General features: G+C 30.5%; 17 protein-coding genes and 2 tRNA genes. 15 read left to right on the top strand and 4 right to left on the bottom strand.

The features are described from left to right. The first annotated feature begins 59 nt into the window (after nt 1-59). From folD to CKA54_RS01735, 5 genes are all read left to right on the top strand, one after another. Nucleotides 60-908, top strand: a complete 849-nt coding sequence (gene folD, locus CKA54_RS01755) for a bifunctional methylenetetrahydrofolate dehydrogenase/methenyltetrahydrofolate cyclohydrolase FolD (protein ID WP_120759458.1) — start codon at nt 60-62, stop codon at nt 906-908. Then, nucleotides 905-1,753 (top strand): signal peptidase I, encoded by an 849-nt coding sequence (gene lepB, locus CKA54_RS01750; protein ID WP_120759456.1) that lies wholly within the window; start codon nt 905-907, stop codon nt 1,751-1,753. The genes folD and lepB overlap by 4 nt, the downstream gene beginning before the upstream one ends. 161 nt (nt 1,754-1,914) lie before the next feature. Continuing rightward, nucleotides 1,915-3,081: a pyridoxal phosphate-dependent aminotransferase gene (locus tag CKA54_RS01745; RefSeq protein WP_120759454.1), complete on the top strand. Its 1,167-nt coding sequence runs from the start codon at nt 1,915-1,917 to the stop codon at nt 3,079-3,081. An 89-nt stretch (nt 3,082-3,170) separates the two neighbouring features. Next, nucleotides 3,171-4,292, top strand: coding sequence for a tRNA guanosine(34) transglycosylase Tgt (tgt, locus tag CKA54_RS01740; protein WP_120759452.1), 1,122 nt, complete (start codon nt 3,171-3,173; stop codon nt 4,290-4,292). Continuing rightward, the gene (locus CKA54_RS01735; RefSeq protein WP_120759450.1) at nt 4,286-5,050 is read left to right on the top strand and encodes a CorA family divalent cation transporter; all 765 of its coding nucleotides are present in this window, start codon (nt 4,286-4,288) and stop codon (nt 5,048-5,050) included. The genes tgt and CKA54_RS01735 overlap by 7 nt, the downstream gene beginning before the upstream one ends. 1 nt (nt 5,051) lies before the next feature. On the opposite strand, the gene CKA54_RS01730 is transcribed toward CKA54_RS01735, so the two are convergent. Continuing rightward, a tRNA-Arg gene (locus CKA54_RS01730) sits at nt 5,052-5,128 on the bottom strand. A gap of 117 nt (nt 5,129-5,245) precedes the next feature. Here CKA54_RS01730 and CKA54_RS01725 point away from each other — a divergent pair. The 6 genes from CKA54_RS01725 to CKA54_RS01700 all read left to right on the top strand — a co-directional run bounded on the left by CKA54_RS01725 (nt 5,246) and on the right by CKA54_RS01700 (nt 10,670). Next, entirely contained in the window at nt 5,246-6,685 is a 1,440-nt protein-coding gene (locus CKA54_RS01725; RefSeq protein WP_043019565.1) for an acetyl-CoA carboxylase subunit A, read from the top strand. After that, nucleotides 6,685-6,945, top strand: a complete 261-nt coding sequence (locus CKA54_RS01720) for a hypothetical protein (protein ID WP_120759449.1) — start codon at nt 6,685-6,687, stop codon at nt 6,943-6,945. The genes CKA54_RS01725 and CKA54_RS01720 overlap by 1 nt, the downstream gene beginning before the upstream one ends. Next, nucleotides 6,945-7,661 carry an arginyltransferase gene (locus tag CKA54_RS01715; protein WP_120759447.1) on the top strand — a complete coding sequence of 239 codons (717 nt, stop codon included), beginning with the start codon at nt 6,945-6,947 and terminating at the stop codon, nt 7,659-7,661. Before CKA54_RS01720 ends, CKA54_RS01715 begins: the two co-directional genes overlap by 1 nt. 18 nt (nt 7,662-7,679) lie before the next feature. Continuing rightward, on the top strand, nt 7,680-8,486 hold the full coding sequence (locus CKA54_RS01710) for an adenylosuccinate lyase (protein ID WP_043019568.1): 807 nt from the start codon (nt 7,680-7,682) through the stop codon (nt 8,484-8,486). Between the two features lie 70 nt (nt 8,487-8,556). Next, nucleotides 8,557-9,720 (top strand): putative lipid II flippase FtsW, encoded by a 1,164-nt coding sequence (ftsW, locus tag CKA54_RS01705; protein WP_120759445.1) that lies wholly within the window; start codon nt 8,557-8,559, stop codon nt 9,718-9,720. 191 nt (nt 9,721-9,911) lie between these two features. Next, nucleotides 9,912-10,670, top strand: a complete 759-nt coding sequence (locus CKA54_RS01700) for a basic amino acid ABC transporter substrate-binding protein (protein WP_120759443.1) — start codon at nt 9,912-9,914, stop codon at nt 10,668-10,670. Here CKA54_RS01700 and CKA54_RS01695 read toward each other — a convergent pair whose 3' ends face one another. Then, nucleotides 10,671-11,936, bottom strand: coding sequence for an aminotransferase class V-fold PLP-dependent enzyme (locus tag CKA54_RS01695; RefSeq protein WP_120759441.1), 1,266 nt, complete (start codon nt 11,934-11,936; stop codon nt 10,671-10,673). A gap of 158 nt (nt 11,937-12,094) precedes the next feature. Here CKA54_RS01695 and CKA54_RS01690 point away from each other — a divergent pair, with 158 nt between their 5' ends. The 4 genes from CKA54_RS01690 (at nt 12,095) to CKA54_RS01675 (ending at nt 14,463) form a co-directional block, all read left to right on the top strand. Next, a complete protein-coding gene (locus tag CKA54_RS01690; RefSeq protein ID WP_253254842.1) occupies nt 12,095-12,856 on the top strand; it encodes a DUF234 domain-containing protein in 762 nt (253 codons plus the stop codon). Then, nucleotides 12,849-13,865 (top strand): PAS domain-containing sensor histidine kinase, encoded by a 1,017-nt coding sequence (locus CKA54_RS01685; RefSeq protein WP_120759437.1) that lies wholly within the window; start codon nt 12,849-12,851, stop codon nt 13,863-13,865. The genes CKA54_RS01690 and CKA54_RS01685 overlap by 8 nt, the downstream gene beginning before the upstream one ends. A 43-nt stretch (nt 13,866-13,908) precedes the next feature. Beyond that, nucleotides 13,909-13,985: transfer RNA gene (locus tag CKA54_RS01680), tRNA-Arg, on the top strand. Nucleotides 13,986-13,995: 10 nt separating this feature from the next. Beyond that, entirely contained in the window at nt 13,996-14,463 is a 468-nt protein-coding gene (locus CKA54_RS01675) for a tRNA (cytidine(34)-2'-O)-methyltransferase (RefSeq protein WP_120759435.1), read from the top strand. Here the strand turns inward: CKA54_RS01675 and CKA54_RS01670 are convergent. Together CKA54_RS01670 and CKA54_RS01665 are read right to left on the bottom strand one after the other, a co-directional pair. After that, the gene (locus tag CKA54_RS01670; RefSeq protein ID WP_120759433.1) at nt 14,460-15,188 is read right to left on the bottom strand and encodes an amino acid ABC transporter ATP-binding protein; all 729 of its coding nucleotides are present in this window, start codon (nt 15,186-15,188) and stop codon (nt 14,460-14,462) included. The genes CKA54_RS01675 and CKA54_RS01670 overlap by 4 nt on opposite strands. Next, nucleotides 15,181-15,918 (bottom strand): amino acid ABC transporter permease, encoded by a 738-nt coding sequence (locus CKA54_RS01665; protein ID WP_120759432.1) that lies wholly within the window; start codon nt 15,916-15,918, stop codon nt 15,181-15,183. The genes CKA54_RS01670 and CKA54_RS01665 overlap by 8 nt, the downstream gene beginning before the upstream one ends. Nucleotides 15,919-16,000: the final 82 nt, after the last annotated feature.

The following is a 16,000-nucleotide window of genomic DNA, read 5'->3' as shown; positions in this document are numbered from 1 at the left end:
AGAAGTTTTATTATGATACAATTTTTTAAGTTAAAGAAAGCTATAAATTAAGGAAAGAAATGACACTTTTAGATGGTAAAAAGCTAAGCGATGAAGTTAAAAACAATCTTAAACAAGAAGTTATAGAGCTTAAAGCCCAAAGCATAGAGCCTTGTTTAGCGGTGATTTTGGTGGGTGAAGATCCTGCTAGTGCAACTTATGTGGGCTCAAAAGCTAAAGCTTGTGAGCAGTGTGGGATTAAGTCTTTAGTTTATAGACTTGATGTAAATACAACTCAAAATGAGCTTTTAGCTTTGATTAATACTTTAAACCATGATGATAGTGTAGATGGAATTTTAGTACAACTACCATTGCCAGCGCACATTAATAAAGATATTGTTTTAGAAAGTATTAATTTTAATAAAGATGTAGATGGATTTCATCCTTTTAATGTTGGAAATTTAAACCTTAATTTAAAAGGTGGATTTTTACCATGTACACCTTTGGGTGTTATGAAAATTCTAAAACATTATGATATAAAATTACAAGGTGCTGATGTAGTTGTCATCGGCGCTTCTAACATAGTTGGTCGTCCTATGGCTACGCTTTTGTTAAATGCAAATGCAAGTGTAAGTGTTTGTCATATTTATACAAAAGACTTAAAAGCTTATACAAAAAACGCAGATATTATCATCGTAGCTGCTGGTTGTCCAAATCTTTTAAAAGAAGATATGGTTAAAGAAGGTGTAGTTGTAGTTGATGTAGGGATTAATAGAGTTGATGGTACAATTGTAGGTGATGTTGATTTTGAAAATGTAAGTAAAAAAGCTAGCTATATCACTCCCGTACCAGGTGGCGTAGGGCCAATGACTATAGCAATGCTTTTAGAAAACACTATTAAATCAGCTAAAAATAGGATTAAAAAATGAATTTTTTGAAAAAAATCTATAAATTCACTCAGTCTTGGACAGGGACTTTAGTAGTTGTTTTATTGATTATATTTTTCTTTATTCAAGCTTTTACCATACCGAGTGGCTCTATGAAAAATACTTTGCTAGTAGGGGATTTTTTGTTTGTTAAAAAATTCTCTTATGGTATTCCAACTCCACATATTCCTTGGGTGGAAGTGCCTGTTTTGCCTGATTTTAACAAAAATGGGCATTTAATCAGTGGCGAAGGTCCAAAAAGAGGGGATATAGTAGTGTTTAGATATCCTCATGAGCCAAAAATTCACTACGTTAAAAGGTGTGTAGCTAAAGGTGGTGATGAAATAGTTTTTGCAAATAAAACCTTGTATGTGCGTATGGTTGAGGGTGATGAATATATGAAAGATTATTACCCTAATAAAACAAAAATCATCGGTGGAAAACTTTATGTCAAAGAACCTTTTATAGAAAAAGGAATTCATTATGATGCTAGAGTGGATATAGAGAGTGTGTTTTTTCGTTATCTAAATCTAGGTCAATTTGCTATGAAGCCTATATCATTTAACGAACTAGGAGAAAATAATATTTATGGTTTTAATGCATACTACTATAAAGTACCTGAAAATGAATATTTCATGATGGGTGATAATCGCGATCACTCTAGCGATAGTAGATTTTGGGGAAGTGTAGATTATAAATTCATAGTAGGACAACCATGGTTTATTTATTTTTCATGGGATGAAAATAAAAAAGTAAGATGGGAAAGGGTAGGTCGTTTGGTTGAAGCTATAGAAAAAGATGAGCGTTTTATCCATCATAATGAAAGCGATATAGAAGCTTTAGAGTAATTACCCAAAGAAACAAAATTAGTGTATTTTGTGTAGAAAGTGTATAGTTTCTACACAAAATTTTAAAAATATTCAGTCTTAATTTTATTCGTAGATTTTTTTAAGCTCCAAGTTGTAACAATTATCAAAAATAAAACTAGTGTAAAATAAAGGATATGAAAATGCTAAGCCAAAGATCTCAAAATTTAGGAGAATCCTTAACTTTAGTAATGACTGATATTGCAAAAACTTTAAAAGCAAATGGTGAAAAGGTGATCAGTTTTTCTGCAGGTGAGCCTGATTTTGATACCCCAAAGATCATAAAAGATGCTGCGATTGAAGCGATTGAAAATGGTTGTGGTGCTTATACGCCTGTTGTGGGTATAAAAGAAGTGATCGAAGCAATACAATTTAAATTTAAAAACGACAATAAATTAGAGTATAAGCCAAGCGAAATTATCACTAATGTAGGTGCAAAACATTCATTGTTTATGGCGATTGAGTGTTTGGTGGAAGAAGGAGATGAGGTTATTATACCAAGTCCATATTGGGTAAGCTATCCAGAAATGGTAAAATTTGCAGGTGGAACACCGGTTTTTATCGAAGGTGAGGCTAAAAATGGTTTTAAAATTACTCCAGAACAGTTGCAACAAGCCATCACTCCAAAAACTAAAGTTTTGATGTTTAATTCTCCTTCCAATCCTACGGGTGCTATTTATTCTAAAGAAGAAATTACTGCTTTAGCTAAGGTTTTAGAAGGCACTAAGATTGTGGTTTTAAGTGATGAGATTTATGAGAAATTAGTTTATGATGGAGAATTTTGTGCTTTTGCACAAGTAAGTGAAGATGCTTTAAACCGAACTGTAAGTATTAACGGACTTAGCAAGTGTGGTGCAATGCCGGGGTGGCGTTTTGGTTATATGGCAAGTAAAATGAGTGAATTTAATAATGCGGTGAAAAAGTTGCAAGGCCAAAGCACTTCAAATATATGTTCTATTATTCAGCATGCTGCTTTACCGGCTTTACTTGGAAAAGCAGATGATGATATTGAGATGATGAGACAAGCCTTTTTAAAACGTAGAGAATTAGCATGCGAAATTTTAAGTCGATGTGATAAATTAAAACTAGAACCAATTCCACAAGGTGCATTTTATTTGTTTATTTCGTGTAAAGAAGTAGATGGTGATTCGATGAGATTTTGCAAAAGATTATTAGAAGAACAAAAAGTAGCTTTAGTACCAGGTATAGGTTTTGGTATGGAGGGGTATTTTAGACTTTCTTATGCAACTAATGAAAAAGATATCATTGAAGGTTGTGAAAAAATCGTTGAATTTGTAAAAAACTACTAATTTCTTAAGCCTGTTAAAAACAGGCTTTCTTTCAAAAAAACTTATAAGCAAGTCTTTGGTATGATTATGCAAAAAATATAGGAAAATCAATGGAATTTGAAGTTCAATATAAAAGTGCAAATGCTAGAGCTTGTCGTATAAAAACTACACATAGTGAAATTTTAACACCTGTTTTTATGCCAGTTGGAACCTTAGCAGCGATTAAAAGTCTAGATGCTGTGGATATGAGTGAAATTTTAAATGCAAAAATTATTTTAGCAAATACCTACCATTTGTATTTAAGACCAGGATCTAAAGTGGTTAAACAAATGGGCGGTTTACACGGTTTTAGTCAATTTGGTGGATCTTTTTTGACAGATAGTGGAGGGTTTCAGGCTTTTTCTTTAAGTAAAAACTCAAAGCCTGATGAAAAAGGAATTCAATTTAAAAGCCATATTGATGGAAGTTTGCATTATTTTACTCCGCAAAGTGTTTTAGATGCACAATATGATTTTAATTCAGATATTATGATGATCTTAGATGATTTAGTGGCATTACCTGCAAGTAAAGAACGAATAGAACTTTCTTTAAAGCGCACTATAAAATGGGCAAAAGAAGCTATTGATTATCACAAGCTAAAGCAAAGTCAAGGTGTGGGAGTAGGGCAGAATATTTTTGGTATTATTCAAGGTGGTACTGATTTTGAAGCTAGAAAAATTTGTTCTCAAGCGCTTTGTGAGATGGATTTTGATGGTTTGGCTATAGGCGGTTTAAGTGTAGGAGAAGAGAATCAGGCTATGTATGATACGGTTGAAGCTATGATGCCTTATGTTGATAGCAACCGCCCTAGATACTTAATGGGAGTTGGTACACCTGAAGATTTGGTTGAAAATGTTGCAAGGGGCGTGGATATGTTTGATTGTGTGATGCCAACAAGAAATGCAAGAAATGGAACTTTATTTACAAGTTTTGGTAAATTTAATATAAAAAAAGCAGAATTTATCACCGATCATGCTCCTATAGACCATAGGTGTTCTTGTTATACATGTAGGAATTTTTCAAGAGCGTATTTAAACCATCTGTTTAAAGCTAAAGAATTAACTTTTTTTAGACTCGCGAGTATTCATAATTTACATTATTATTTGGATTTAGTAAAACAAATGCGTGAAGCCATCATTAAAGATGAATTTGAAAATTTTAGAAAAGAATTTTATAGATTAAGAACATGCTAAGTAGCACTTTAGAGCAAATAACAAACAATATTAATATTTCAAATGCTTACTATGAATTAGATGAATTTGATATATTTATGTTAGATATTGCTAAAAATTCTAGAAATATTTTTGTATTTAAAGACAATCAAATTTTTGAATATAAAAATAAAACACTCAATGATTTTTCTAGTGCTGAATTTGTAGCTATTTTAAAAGAAATCATACGAGTTGAAAAAGAAAAAAATAATAGCATTGGCTTATCAATAGAAAAAAGAGAAGAGTTGATCTTAGAAGATAAAAAGGTTAAAAATTTTCTAACTAAATATTTTACTTTAAAAGTCAAGCTTGCTAAAAGCTATAAAACAGTTTCTTCACTTTTGGAAGCATGTAAAATTTGTCACACAAAACAGCAGTTCATAAAGAAAAATTTAAAAGCAATTATATTAAATTTATCAAATCTTGAAAGAAATATTAAAGATAATATCACAAGATTAGAGAGTATTTATACTTACATTAATACGATAAGAAGTGAAAAAATCAATCAAAATATTTATTTTTTAAGTATTATGTCTGCGATTTTTTTACCTTTGAATTTAATCGTTGGTTTTTTTGGCATGAATACTAAAAATTTATTTTTATCTGAAAGTGAAAATGGAACTTACTATGTTTTAGCTATGATATTAGCTATATTTTTCATTTTATTTTTATGGTATCAAATGAAAGATAAAAAAGAATTAGATTTAGATGAATTTTCTATTAAAAAGAAAAAGAAGTAGGTGGTACGCCCAAGAGGATTCGAACCTCTGACCTTTTGAACCGCAATCAAATGCTCTATCCAGCTGAGCTATGGGCGCAAAATAAAGAAGTAATTTTATCAAAATATCCTTAAAATTAGCAAAAATAAATAATTTTATAGAATTTTTATATTTTTATGCTAAGCTTCCTTTAATATTTTAGCTTAAGGCAAGGTAATGATACATAAGATTTTAATAGCCAATAGAGGTGAGATCGCAGTCAGAGTAATCCGTGCTTGTAGGGATTTGCACATAAAAAGTGTTGCAGTTTATACCGAACCTGATCATGAGTGTTTGCATGTAAAAGTTGCAGATGAAGCATATAGAATAGGAACGGATGCTATAAGAGGGTATCTAGATGGCAAAAGAATTGTAGAGATCGCAAAAGCTTGTGGAGCTGATGCAATACATCCTGGCTATGGATTTTTGAGCGAAAATTATGAATTTGCTAAAGAATGCGAGGATGCGGGGATCATTTTCATAGGCCCAAAATCAGATGTTATTCGCAAAATGGGAAATAAAAACATTGCAAGATATTTGATGAAAAAAAATGGGATCCCTGTGGTGCCTGGAACTGAAAAATTAAATCATTGTACATTAGAAGAAATCAAACTTCAAGCTTTAAAAATAGGCTATCCTGTGATTTTAAAAGCCAGTGGCGGCGGCGGCGGTAGAGGTATACGTGTTGTGCATAAAGAAGAGGATTTGGAAAAATCTTTTGAAGCTTGTAAGAGAGAAGCGCTTAGCTTTTTTAAAAATGATGAAGTGTTTATGGAAAAATATGTTATCAATCCAAGACATATTGAGTTTCAAATTCTAGCGGATAATTATGGAAATATCATTCACCTTTGTGAAAGAGATTGTTCTATCCAAAGAAGACATCAAAAAATTATCGAAATAGCACCTTGTCCGAGTATTTCAGAAAAACTTAGAAAAACCATAGGGGTAACCGCTGTAGCTGCTGCAAAAGCAGTAGGTTATACGAATGTTGGTACAGTTGAATTTTTGCTTGATGATTATAATAGATTTTATTTTATGGAAATGAATACGAGAATTCAAGTAGAGCATCCTATCACAGAAGAAATCACAGGAATTGATCTTATCACAAGACAAATTCGTATCGCTAATGGAGAAATTTTAGATTTAGAACAAAGCGATATTAAACCAAGAGGTTTTGCTATAGAAGCTAGAATTACAGCAGAGAATGTGTGGAAAAATTTCATTCCAAGTCCAGGTAAAATCACCGAATATTTTCCGGCTTTAGGTCCATCTGTAAGAGTGGATAGTCATTTGTATAAAGACTATACGGTGCCGCCTTATTATGATTCTTTGCTTGCAAAATTAATCGTCAAAGGTTCAAGTTATGATAGTGCGGTTAATAGGCTTGAGAGGGCTTTGAAGGAATTTGTGATCGATGATATAAGAACTACTGTGCCATTTTTGATCGCAATTACCAAAATAAGGGAATTTAGAAGAGGTTATTTTGATACTTCTTTTATAGAAACACACATGGAAGAACTTTTAGAAAAAACAGAAGATAGGCATCAAGAAAATAAAGAAGAGGTGATTGCTGCGATTGCTGCTGCTTTACAAAAAATAAAAGAAAGTAGAGAATAATGAGTTTTTTAGATGAATTAAAAGATATTAAAAAAGTACTTCAAAAAGAACAAGGTCAAGTTAAAAAAGAAAAAAACAAGGCAAGTAAAAGTGGAATTAGTATGAAAAATACTGATTTAGAGAATGTAAGAAAAGATTTGGCTAAACAAAATGAGCTAAAAAAACAAGAACAAGAATTTGAAGAAATGTTCGCCAAAGAAGAGCGTTTGGCAAACGAATTTATGGAATTTGTTAAAAATAGTGATATTAAAAAGATCTAATGAATATTATAGGTTTTTGTACTTTAGAAGAAGAATGTCCTTATCTTGAGGATAGGTATTGTAGAAATGAATACAACTATGTCTCTTTTATCACTAAGGAGCAAAACCAAGAATTAGTTTCAAGAGGCTGGCGACGCTTTGGTTCGTATTTTTCAAGACCTGTTTGCGATGGTTGTAATGAATGTCAAAATTTACGTATCGTAGTGGATGATTTTCATTTTAGTAAAAGTTATCGTAGGGTTTTGAAAAAAAATACTGCAACTAAGATCATCTTGCAAAAACCTTCTTTGAGTGATGAGCATTTGTTATTATACGAAAAATACCATCACTATCAAAAAGATAAGAGAAATTGGAAAATTTATGATCTCAATTTTAGAAAATACTACAATCTCTACGTAGATAATGCGGGTACCTTTGGTTATGAGTTAGATTTTTATGTTGATAATAAATTAGTCTGTGTTGATTTGATTGATATTTTAGATGATGGAATTTCTAGTATATATTGTTTTTATGATCCTGATTTTTCACACTTAAGTCTCGGAAAATATTCACTTTTAACCGAAATTAAACTAGCACAATTGAAAAAATTAAAATACATTTATTTAGGATATTTTGTAAAAGGGTGTCAATCTTTATCGTATAAAGCCGATTATAGTCCAAATGAAATTTTAAAACACACTAGTGCTTTAAATGAACAAGCATTTTTGTGGAGTTAGTTTTATAGAGAGGATTTTATGCAAGTAGTGCAAACTTTAGAATCGGTTAGTGTTAATACTGATGATTTTTTAATGTTTAAATATTTTCAAGATCTTATCCGTAAAAATTTTTCCAAAGTTATTGGAAATAAAAACAAAACTTTGTCTTTTTTTGTGGAAAATGAAATTCCTCAAAGAAGATACTTTTTAAAGCTTGTAAATCATAAATATAAAAAAAATACAGGCAATCAAATCGATAATCTTGCTTTTGCGCACTATAAAACCTTCAAATTAAATCTTGCTCAGGCGAATACCTTAAAACCGGTAATCTTTGCTAAAATAGGTTTTGCACAAAAAAATATTTTGATCACATTAAGTTCGAATGAGAAATTATTTGCGGTGTATTTGGAGCAATACTTTAAAGACCATAAAAGCGTATATGATGAGAAAAATTGTATTTTTTCATTAGAGTATAAAGACGATAACACTTTAAATCTTTTAGAAATTTTAGCAAGTGTTAATGAGCATTTAAAATACTGTGTAGATTTTACAATCAATGAAACTCAGCTTTTGGAATTTAGAAATAAAATGAAAAATAAGGCTAGTACAAATTGGAAATTTAATGCCTTGGCTAAGTTATTTGAGAATTATTTTCAAACATTAGGGTGTAATTCTAGTGATGATTTTTCTACTATTAGGCAAAACTATCTTAATTTGGTAAAAATTTACCACCCTGATCGTCATCAAGGTAAAAGTAAAATCGAACAAGCTTATTGCCGTGAAGAATTTGAAAAAATTCAACTTGCATATGAAAGCCTGAAATCTTTATATAAAAACAATACCTGATGTTAAAATAACATCATTTTAAGTTGCAATTGATTAAAATTAACTTTTTATAAAAATTTAGGGAATAATATTGGTTGCTGATAGAAAGTTATTTTTTTTAAGTTGCATTTTAATTACCATAGGCATACTTTTTTCTTACTCATTAAGCGCTTTTACTGTGCTTTATTTGGAGTATAATGAATTTCATTTTTTTATCAGACAGCTTTTTTTTGGGCTTAGTGGTATAGCTATTATTTATTTTGTATCAAGGTTAAACCCTGATAGCAAAATGGCGCATTATCTCATGATAAGTGTTTTATTAGTCTCGTTTTTATTTATCCTTGTTTTACCTTTTTTACCAACTTTCCTTGCTACGGCAGCAGGGGGTGCTAAAAGATGGATCAGACTTGGGCCTTTGTCTATTTCTCCGGTTGAGTTTTTTAAAATAGGTTTGATTTATTTTCTTGCTTGGTCTTATACTAGAAGAATTGATGATAGTAAAAAAGCAATCAAGCATGAGGTTTTGATTTTAATTCCTTATTTTATTCTAGCAGCTTGTGTGATAGGGTATATTTATATGACACAAAATGACCTAGGGCAAAGTGTGATTTCGTTTTTCTTGGTTTTTGCTTTAGCTTTTTTTGCAGGAGCGAGTAAAAGGCTTTTTGCTTTTGGTGTGGTTATTGTTGGAATGATAGGAGTTTTGGTAATTTTAAGCAACCAAAGAAGAATTCAACGTATATCTGCTTGGTGGGGAAATATCCAAGATGCTTTTTTGCCTTTTTTTCCTGATTGGCTGGCAAGTGCTTTAAGAGTAAGTCATAATTCAGAACCATATCAAATTTCACACAGTTTAAATGCTATAGCTCACGGTGGCTTTTTTGGAGAAGGTTTAGGACTTGGTACATTCAAGCTAGGCTTTTTAAGTGAAGTACATACAGACTTTGTTTTATCTGGTATAACGGAAGAAATAGGTTTGTTGGGTTTAAGTATTATTTGTTTGATTTATTTATTGGTAATCCTTCGAATTTTTAGAATAGCAGGGCGTTGTGAAAATAAGGTGCACTTTTTATTTTGCTCAGGAGTTGCATTGCTTTTATTATTTTCATTTTTTATGAATGCATTTGGTATTATTTCTTTGACACCGCTAAAAGGAGTTGCCGTTCCGCTTTTAAGCTATGGAGGTAGCTCCATGTGGTCTATTTGCCTTGGAATAGGATATGTACTAATGATTAGTAAAAAGGTAAAAATTTAAACTCATTAATTAAAATATATAAAAATTAACTTAAATTAAAAATATTTATAATCAACTCTTTACAAAAACCTTTTTTTTGCTTATAATTATGCTCACATTTATTATAAGGAGGTAGAGTATGAAGAAATATAGGCGTCAAAACACATTATAATCTTTTATCAATTTTAATTTAATTTTAACAAAGGAAAAAAATGAAAAAAATTTTATATGTTGTTTTAGCGTTGTTTGGTATATTAGTTTTAGGTGCTTGCTCAAGTGATAAAAACCAAGCTGGTGCTTCTAGTGAAAAGGTTTACAAAGTAGGTATAGCTGCAAATTATCCTCCTTTTGATTTTATTAAAGATGCAAAAATTACCGGATTTGATGTAGATTTACTAGAAGAAATAGCAAAAAGAGAAAATCTAAAACTTGAATGGGTAAATATGAGCTTTGATGGTTTGATTCCTACTTTAAAAGCTGGAAAAATTGATATGATCGCTTCTGCTATGAGTTCAACTCCTCAAAGACTAACAAGTATGGATTTTAGCGATACTTATTTTAATACAAAAAATTTATACTTAAAGTTAAAAACAGATGCTAGTATTAGCGACAAACAAAGTTTAGAAGGTAAAAAAATAGGTGTGCAACTTGGTACTATTCAAGAAAGTGCTGCAAAATCTATCCCAAATGCTCAAGTAGTAGCGAGTGAGGAAATGCTAGCGGCGATTTTAGCATTAAAAGCTGGTAAATTAGATGCGGTTTTAACTGATAAAGATATTGGTAAAGGTTATTTAAAAACCAATGAAGAATTAGAAGCGTTTTTGGAAGAAAATGATGGTAGTTCTGGTTTTTGTATAGCATTTGACAAAGGAAAGCAAGCTGAACTTATTCAAAAAATCAATGCTGGTTTAGAAAAAGTAAAAGCTGATGGTACTTATCAAAAAATCGTAGAAAAATACGACCTACAATAATTAACTCAAAGCCTTGATACTTGCTTTCAAGGCTTTTAAAAAATACTCTATATCTTCTTTTGTGTGTGTATAGTGAAATCCCACTCTTAGCCAACCCGGTTTAAATTTTAGTTCTTGATTGTCTTTTAAATTGAGCAAGTCATGCCCATAAGGTCCCGCACAAGCACAACCCGCTCTTGTTTCTATTTTATATGTTTTACTTAGTTTGTAGGCTAAATCAAATGGAGAAATTCCTTCTATATTAAAAGCAAAAATAGGCAATCTATGTGTGATATTTTTTGCATATAAAGTCATTTTTGGGAAATTCATACATTGTTTAAAAAAATACTCACAAAGTTCCTTTTCTTTTTTTTCTATAGTATCTAAACCTATTTCATTACGTATTTTAAAAGCTAAGCTTGCTCTAATTAGCTGGATAATTCCAGGTGTGCCACCTTCTTCTAGGTTTTCAACTTCACATAAATATTGTTGAGAAGTTCTTGAGACATAACCCACTGTTCCACCTGCTGCAAAACTAGGAGTATCGCCACATAGATTTTTTTTAATAGCAAGTAAACCACATGATCCTACGCCTCCAAGTAGTTTGTGAGAACTAATAAATACCGCATCATAAAATTTGGGATCTAAATTAGCATAAGGGGCTAGAGTTGAAATATCAAAAGCAACGACACCATTGTATTGTTTGATTAGAGTGTAGATTTTTTTATAATCACTTAAAATACCAGTCACATTAGAGGCAGCATTAAAACTTGCGATAATTTCTCTATCTTTGGATTTATGTAGTAAATTTTTTAAAAAATCATAATCTAATTCGCCATTTTTATCTAAAGGCACTCTAATGTATTCACATAATGCCTCTCTAAAAGAAAGCTCATTAGAATGGTGTTCATAAGGTCCTACAATGACTAAAGGTAGCGATTTTTTTTTGACTTCGCGAAAGTATTTTTGCTTAATACGCGGAGGAATGTATAAGCCTAAGATTTCTTGAAATTTCTTAATTGCCGCAGAAGATCCGCTTCCACAAGCTATAAGTGCAAAACTATCATCTAATTCAAGATATTTTTTTAAATTCGCCCTTGCGTTTTCGTAGTATTGTTGTGTGATAAAAGAATTTAAAGAGCTATCAGAATGTGTATTAGCATAGGTTGTAAGTATTTTTTTGATTTCTTTTTCTATGCTTTTTAGTGCCAAAGCACTAGCAGTAAAGTCAAAATAATGTATTCCTTTTTTTAAAATAATATCTTGTTTTAATGTTTCAATATTCAAAAAAAATCCTCTAAAAATTTGTTAAAATTATATCATACAAAAGATTTAAAATTAAGGAACTAGCTATAAATTTTAGTGATTTTTCAAAACTTTGTAAAGGTTTTGAGCTTGAAAAGGTTTTTGATTTTTATAGTGTTTTTGATGAATTTGATTTTGATTTGAAATTAAGCTTGTATGAGAATATTTCAAATGTTTTTATTAATCATGCTTTTGATATTTTAAGTCAATTAAATTTAGATGAAAATAGCTTAAAAGCTTTAAGTGTGTTGAGTAAAAATGATAGAAAACGTTTTTCTATTAATAAATCTATTCCGCATTTTCAAGCATTAGGTATCATCAATAAGCTTTTAGATAAAAATATCTTGGTTTTGGAAAAAAGTCAAGAAAAACCTGCGATAAAAAACAAAAGGCAGAAAGTAAAAAAAGAATTAAGATCATATATTGTTCAAGATAAGGTAGTTTTTAAAAATCATGGTTTGAGGTTTTTCTTTTACTTTATATATCCTAATTTAAGCTTAATCGTAAGCAATAAAACAGAAGAATTGTTGGGAATTATAAAAATAAATTTAGAAAATTATCAAAGTCTTATTTTTGAATTTTTGTGCAAAGATTTTTTAGCTAAAAAACTTAAAGTGGAGCAGGTTTTTAGTTTTTGGAATTATTATTGTGAGATAGATTTGTATTATTGTGAAAATAATTTTTGCGTTTTAGGTGAGGTTAAATTTAAAGAAAGAAAGATTTGTAAAAATATCTTAAATATTTTAAAAAATAAAGCAAAACAGCTTCAAGTTCAGCCAAATTTATATGTGCTTTTTTCAAAAAGAGGCTTTAGTAAAGAATTGGTGGCTAATAAGGAGCGTAATTTGCTTTTATATACTTTGGAAGATTTTAAATTTTTAATCGAGGATAACAATGGATGAGAATATTTTAAAAAGTTTAGATTCTAGTGAAAAAGAAAATTTACAGCAAGGCTTAAAAGCTTTAATAGAACAAACTTATGTTATAGAAAACGAATATAAACAGCTTAATGAAAACTACACTGCGTTAAGACAAATGGTGAGTGAGATTATAGAAGTTTTGCCTATGGCATTGTGGATTTTAAATGCAAATAAAAATATTATTTTACAAAATAATCTTGCCACTCAAAAGCCAAAGCTTTTAGAATGTATTGATCTTGATAAAACACATTATGAGCTTGAATTTGACCATAAATTTTATCTGATTAAAATCACCTCTCATATTGATAAACTTATAGTAAATGCAACAGATATTAGCGATGAAAAAAGAAACGAAAGGCTAGCGAGTATGGGTACAGTGGCGGCCCATTTAGCACATGAAATACGCAATCCTATTGGTTCTATTTCACTTTTAAGTTCAACTTTATTTGAAAGAAGTGAGTTGAAAAACAAGCATATTGTTTTAGAAATTCAAAAAGCAATTTCAAGGGTAGAACGTATAGTAAATTCCACCTTGCTTTTTACCAAAGGTGTGCATGTTAATTTTAATGAATTTAATTTACAAGAGTTGCAAGATGAATGCGAGCAAGCTATTGGTGCGTATAATTATTTAGCGAATATTGACTTTAGTTTTGATTTTTTAGATCTAAGATTGAATGCAGATAAATCTTTGCTTGCATTGGTATTGCAAAATTTGCTTTATAATGCCATAGATGCAATCGAAGAAAGCGAAAATGACGAGGGGTGTATCAAAGTCCAATGTGAGCAAAAAGAAGATAAAATTTTTATTAGAGTTTATGATAGCGGAGTAGGTATAAAAGATAAAAAAATGGTATTTGAGGCTTTTAAGACTACTAAATTAAAAGGAAATGGCTTGGGGCTTTCTTTATCCAAGCAAATCATTGATGCACATAATGGGGTATTGGGATTTGATGAAAATCCAAAATGTTTTTTTATAGAGCTAAAAATTTAAGCTCTATAAAATAAATTTTAACTTAAAATAATAAAAGTATTTTGTCCTCATAGCTCAGCTGGATAGAGCGCAGAATTCCTAATTCTGAGGCCGCAAGTTCAAGTCTTGCTGGGGACACCAAAGGAAGGTAATGTTTCATATCGTTTTAGTTGAGCCACGTATACCTCAAAACACCGGAAGTATTGGAAGAATGTGTTATAACGCAGGGTTTACTTTACATATTATTAACCCACTTTTTAGTATCGATGAAAAAGCAGTTAAAAGAGCGGGGCTTGATTACTGGAAGAAATTAAATCCTTTATTGTGGGATAGCTTGGAAGATTTTTTAAATGAATATGGAAAATTTCAAGATAGATTTTTCTTTGCGACAACTAAGACCAGTCAGACTTATTTTGAAGTAAATTACCAAAAAGGCGATTTTTTGTTTTTTGGTAGTGAAAGTTTTGGTTTACCTATGGATCTTATGCAGAGAAAATGGGAAAATACTATTACTATACCGATGAAAGAATGTGGCAGAAGTTTAAATTTAGCAACAAGTGTGGGTATAGTAAGCTATGAAGCTTTGAGGCAAAATTTTGCCTCGTTTGAAAAGAATTAATGGTTTAATACCTGATTTAAAAATTCTTTTAATCTTTCGTTTTGTGGATTTTCAAAAGCTATTTTAGGGCATTCATCTACCGCTATAACCCCTTTGTCCATAAAGAAAATTCGGTTTGCAACATTTCTAGCAAAACCCATTTCGTGTGTAACAACAAGCATTGTTAAACCCTCTTTAGCTACTTCTTTCATGATATTTAAAACCTCTCCTATCATTTCAGGATCTAGTGCTGATGTTGGTTCGTCAAATAAAATTACATCAGGATTCATCATCAAAGAACGCGCAATAGCAATGCGTTGCTTTTGTCCACCTGAAAGTTTATGCGGGTAGTAGTTTTCTTTATCGCTTAAGCCAACTTTTTGAAGAAGCTCTTTTGCTTTTTTTACCGCTTCTTCTTTAGTCATGATTTTAGTTTGTACAGGCGCTAGACATAAATTTTCTAAGACATTTTTATTATTAAAAAGATTAAAATGCTGAAAAACCATGCTAACTTTTTGGCGAATTTTGTTTATATCAGTTTTTTTATCCAATATATTAATATTATTGATGAAAATATTACCACTATCTGGTACTTCAAGTTTGTTTAAACAGCGTAAAAAGGTACTTTTTCCACCACCACTAGGTCCGATAATAGCGATAATATCACCTTTGTTTATTTCAACACTAATGTCTTTTAAAACTTCTAAATCACCGTATTTTTTTATTAAATTTTCAATTTTAATCATGTTTGTTTAATCTCTCTTCTATTAATCTTGCAATCAAGGTTAGAATTTTTACACTCACGTAGTATACTAGCCCTGTAAAAATAATAGGCTTAGGGTTGTAATAAACAGCTTGTAAGCTTTTGCTTTGCATAGTAATATCCATAACACTAATATAACCTACAATCGAAGTTTCCTTAAATAAAGAGATAAACTCATTCATTAAAGAAGGTAAAATGTTTTTAATTGCTTGTGGAAATATGATCAATCTCATAGAAGCAGAGTAATTAAGTCCCATTGCTCTTGCAGCTTCCATTTGTCCTTTATCCACGCTTTGAATCCCACTTCTAACAATCTCTGCAACATAAGCAGAACTGTTAAGACCAAGTGCGATAATAGCCACATAAAAATTATCACTCCAAGTTGCAAAAATAACTACAGAAAAAATTAAAAGTTGTAAAAGAATTGGTGTTCCACGTATAATGTCGATGTATTCATCTATGATAAAGTTTAAGCTTTGAATTTCTAAACATCTTAAAAAAGCGATAAAAAAACCAAGCACAATGCCGATTAAAACTCCACCAACTGTTAGCCCTAAAGTCGTAAAATAGCTATGAACATAAGCTTTTGCTTCTACAGTATATGCATATTCTCCTGTAGCTAAACCATTTGAGTCTTTTACTTGTAAAATTTCAACCGGAAAAGAAAAGTAAGCCCAAAAAATAATAATAGTAAAAAATACAAAGATTTTCATTGTATTATGTTTCAATCTTTACACCTTTATATAAAATTTAAAACAATAAGTGTATAAAAATAAAGTTTTCTTTTTACTTAAA

Origin of the sequence: Campylobacter sp. P255, from assembly GCF_003627915.1 — a bacterium.
In the GTDB taxonomy this organism is placed as follows: Bacteria; Campylobacterota; Campylobacteria; order Campylobacterales; family Campylobacteraceae; genus Campylobacter_D.
Note: the sequence above shows the minus strand (reverse complement) of the source record. Positions and strands in the feature narration are given on the sequence as shown.

Coding starts and splice junctions, on each gene's coding strand:
- CKA54_RS01735 (WP_120759450.1), top strand. CDS start 4,286: ATGCTAAGTAGCACTTTAGAGCAAATAACAAACAATATTAATATTTCA.
- CKA54_RS01685 (WP_120759437.1), top strand. CDS start 12,849: ATGGATGAGAATATTTTAAAAAGTTTAGATTCTAGTGAAAAAGAAAAT.
- CKA54_RS01670 (WP_120759433.1), bottom strand. CDS start 15,188: ATGATTAAAATTGAAAATTTAATAAAAAAATACGGTGATTTAGAAGTT.
- CKA54_RS01700 (WP_120759443.1), top strand. CDS start 9,912: ATGAAAAAAATTTTATATGTTGTTTTAGCGTTGTTTGGTATATTAGTT.
- CKA54_RS01665 (WP_120759432.1), bottom strand. CDS start 15,918: ATGAAAATCTTTGTATTTTTTACTATTATTATTTTTTGGGCTTACTTT.
- folD (WP_120759458.1), top strand. CDS start 60: ATGACACTTTTAGATGGTAAAAAGCTAAGCGATGAAGTTAAAAACAAT.
- CKA54_RS01725 (WP_043019565.1), top strand. CDS start 5,246: ATGATACATAAGATTTTAATAGCCAATAGAGGTGAGATCGCAGTCAGA.
- CKA54_RS01675 (WP_120759435.1), top strand. CDS start 13,996: ATGTTTCATATCGTTTTAGTTGAGCCACGTATACCTCAAAACACCGGA.
- CKA54_RS01715 (WP_120759447.1), top strand. CDS start 6,945: ATGAATATTATAGGTTTTTGTACTTTAGAAGAAGAATGTCCTTATCTT.
- lepB (WP_120759456.1), top strand. CDS start 905: ATGAATTTTTTGAAAAAAATCTATAAATTCACTCAGTCTTGGACAGGG.
- CKA54_RS01720 (WP_120759449.1), top strand. CDS start 6,685: ATGAGTTTTTTAGATGAATTAAAAGATATTAAAAAAGTACTTCAAAAA.
- CKA54_RS01710 (WP_043019568.1), top strand. CDS start 7,680: ATGCAAGTAGTGCAAACTTTAGAATCGGTTAGTGTTAATACTGATGAT.
- CKA54_RS01745 (WP_120759454.1), top strand. CDS start 1,915: ATGCTAAGCCAAAGATCTCAAAATTTAGGAGAATCCTTAACTTTAGTA.
- tgt (WP_120759452.1), top strand. CDS start 3,171: ATGGAATTTGAAGTTCAATATAAAAGTGCAAATGCTAGAGCTTGTCGT.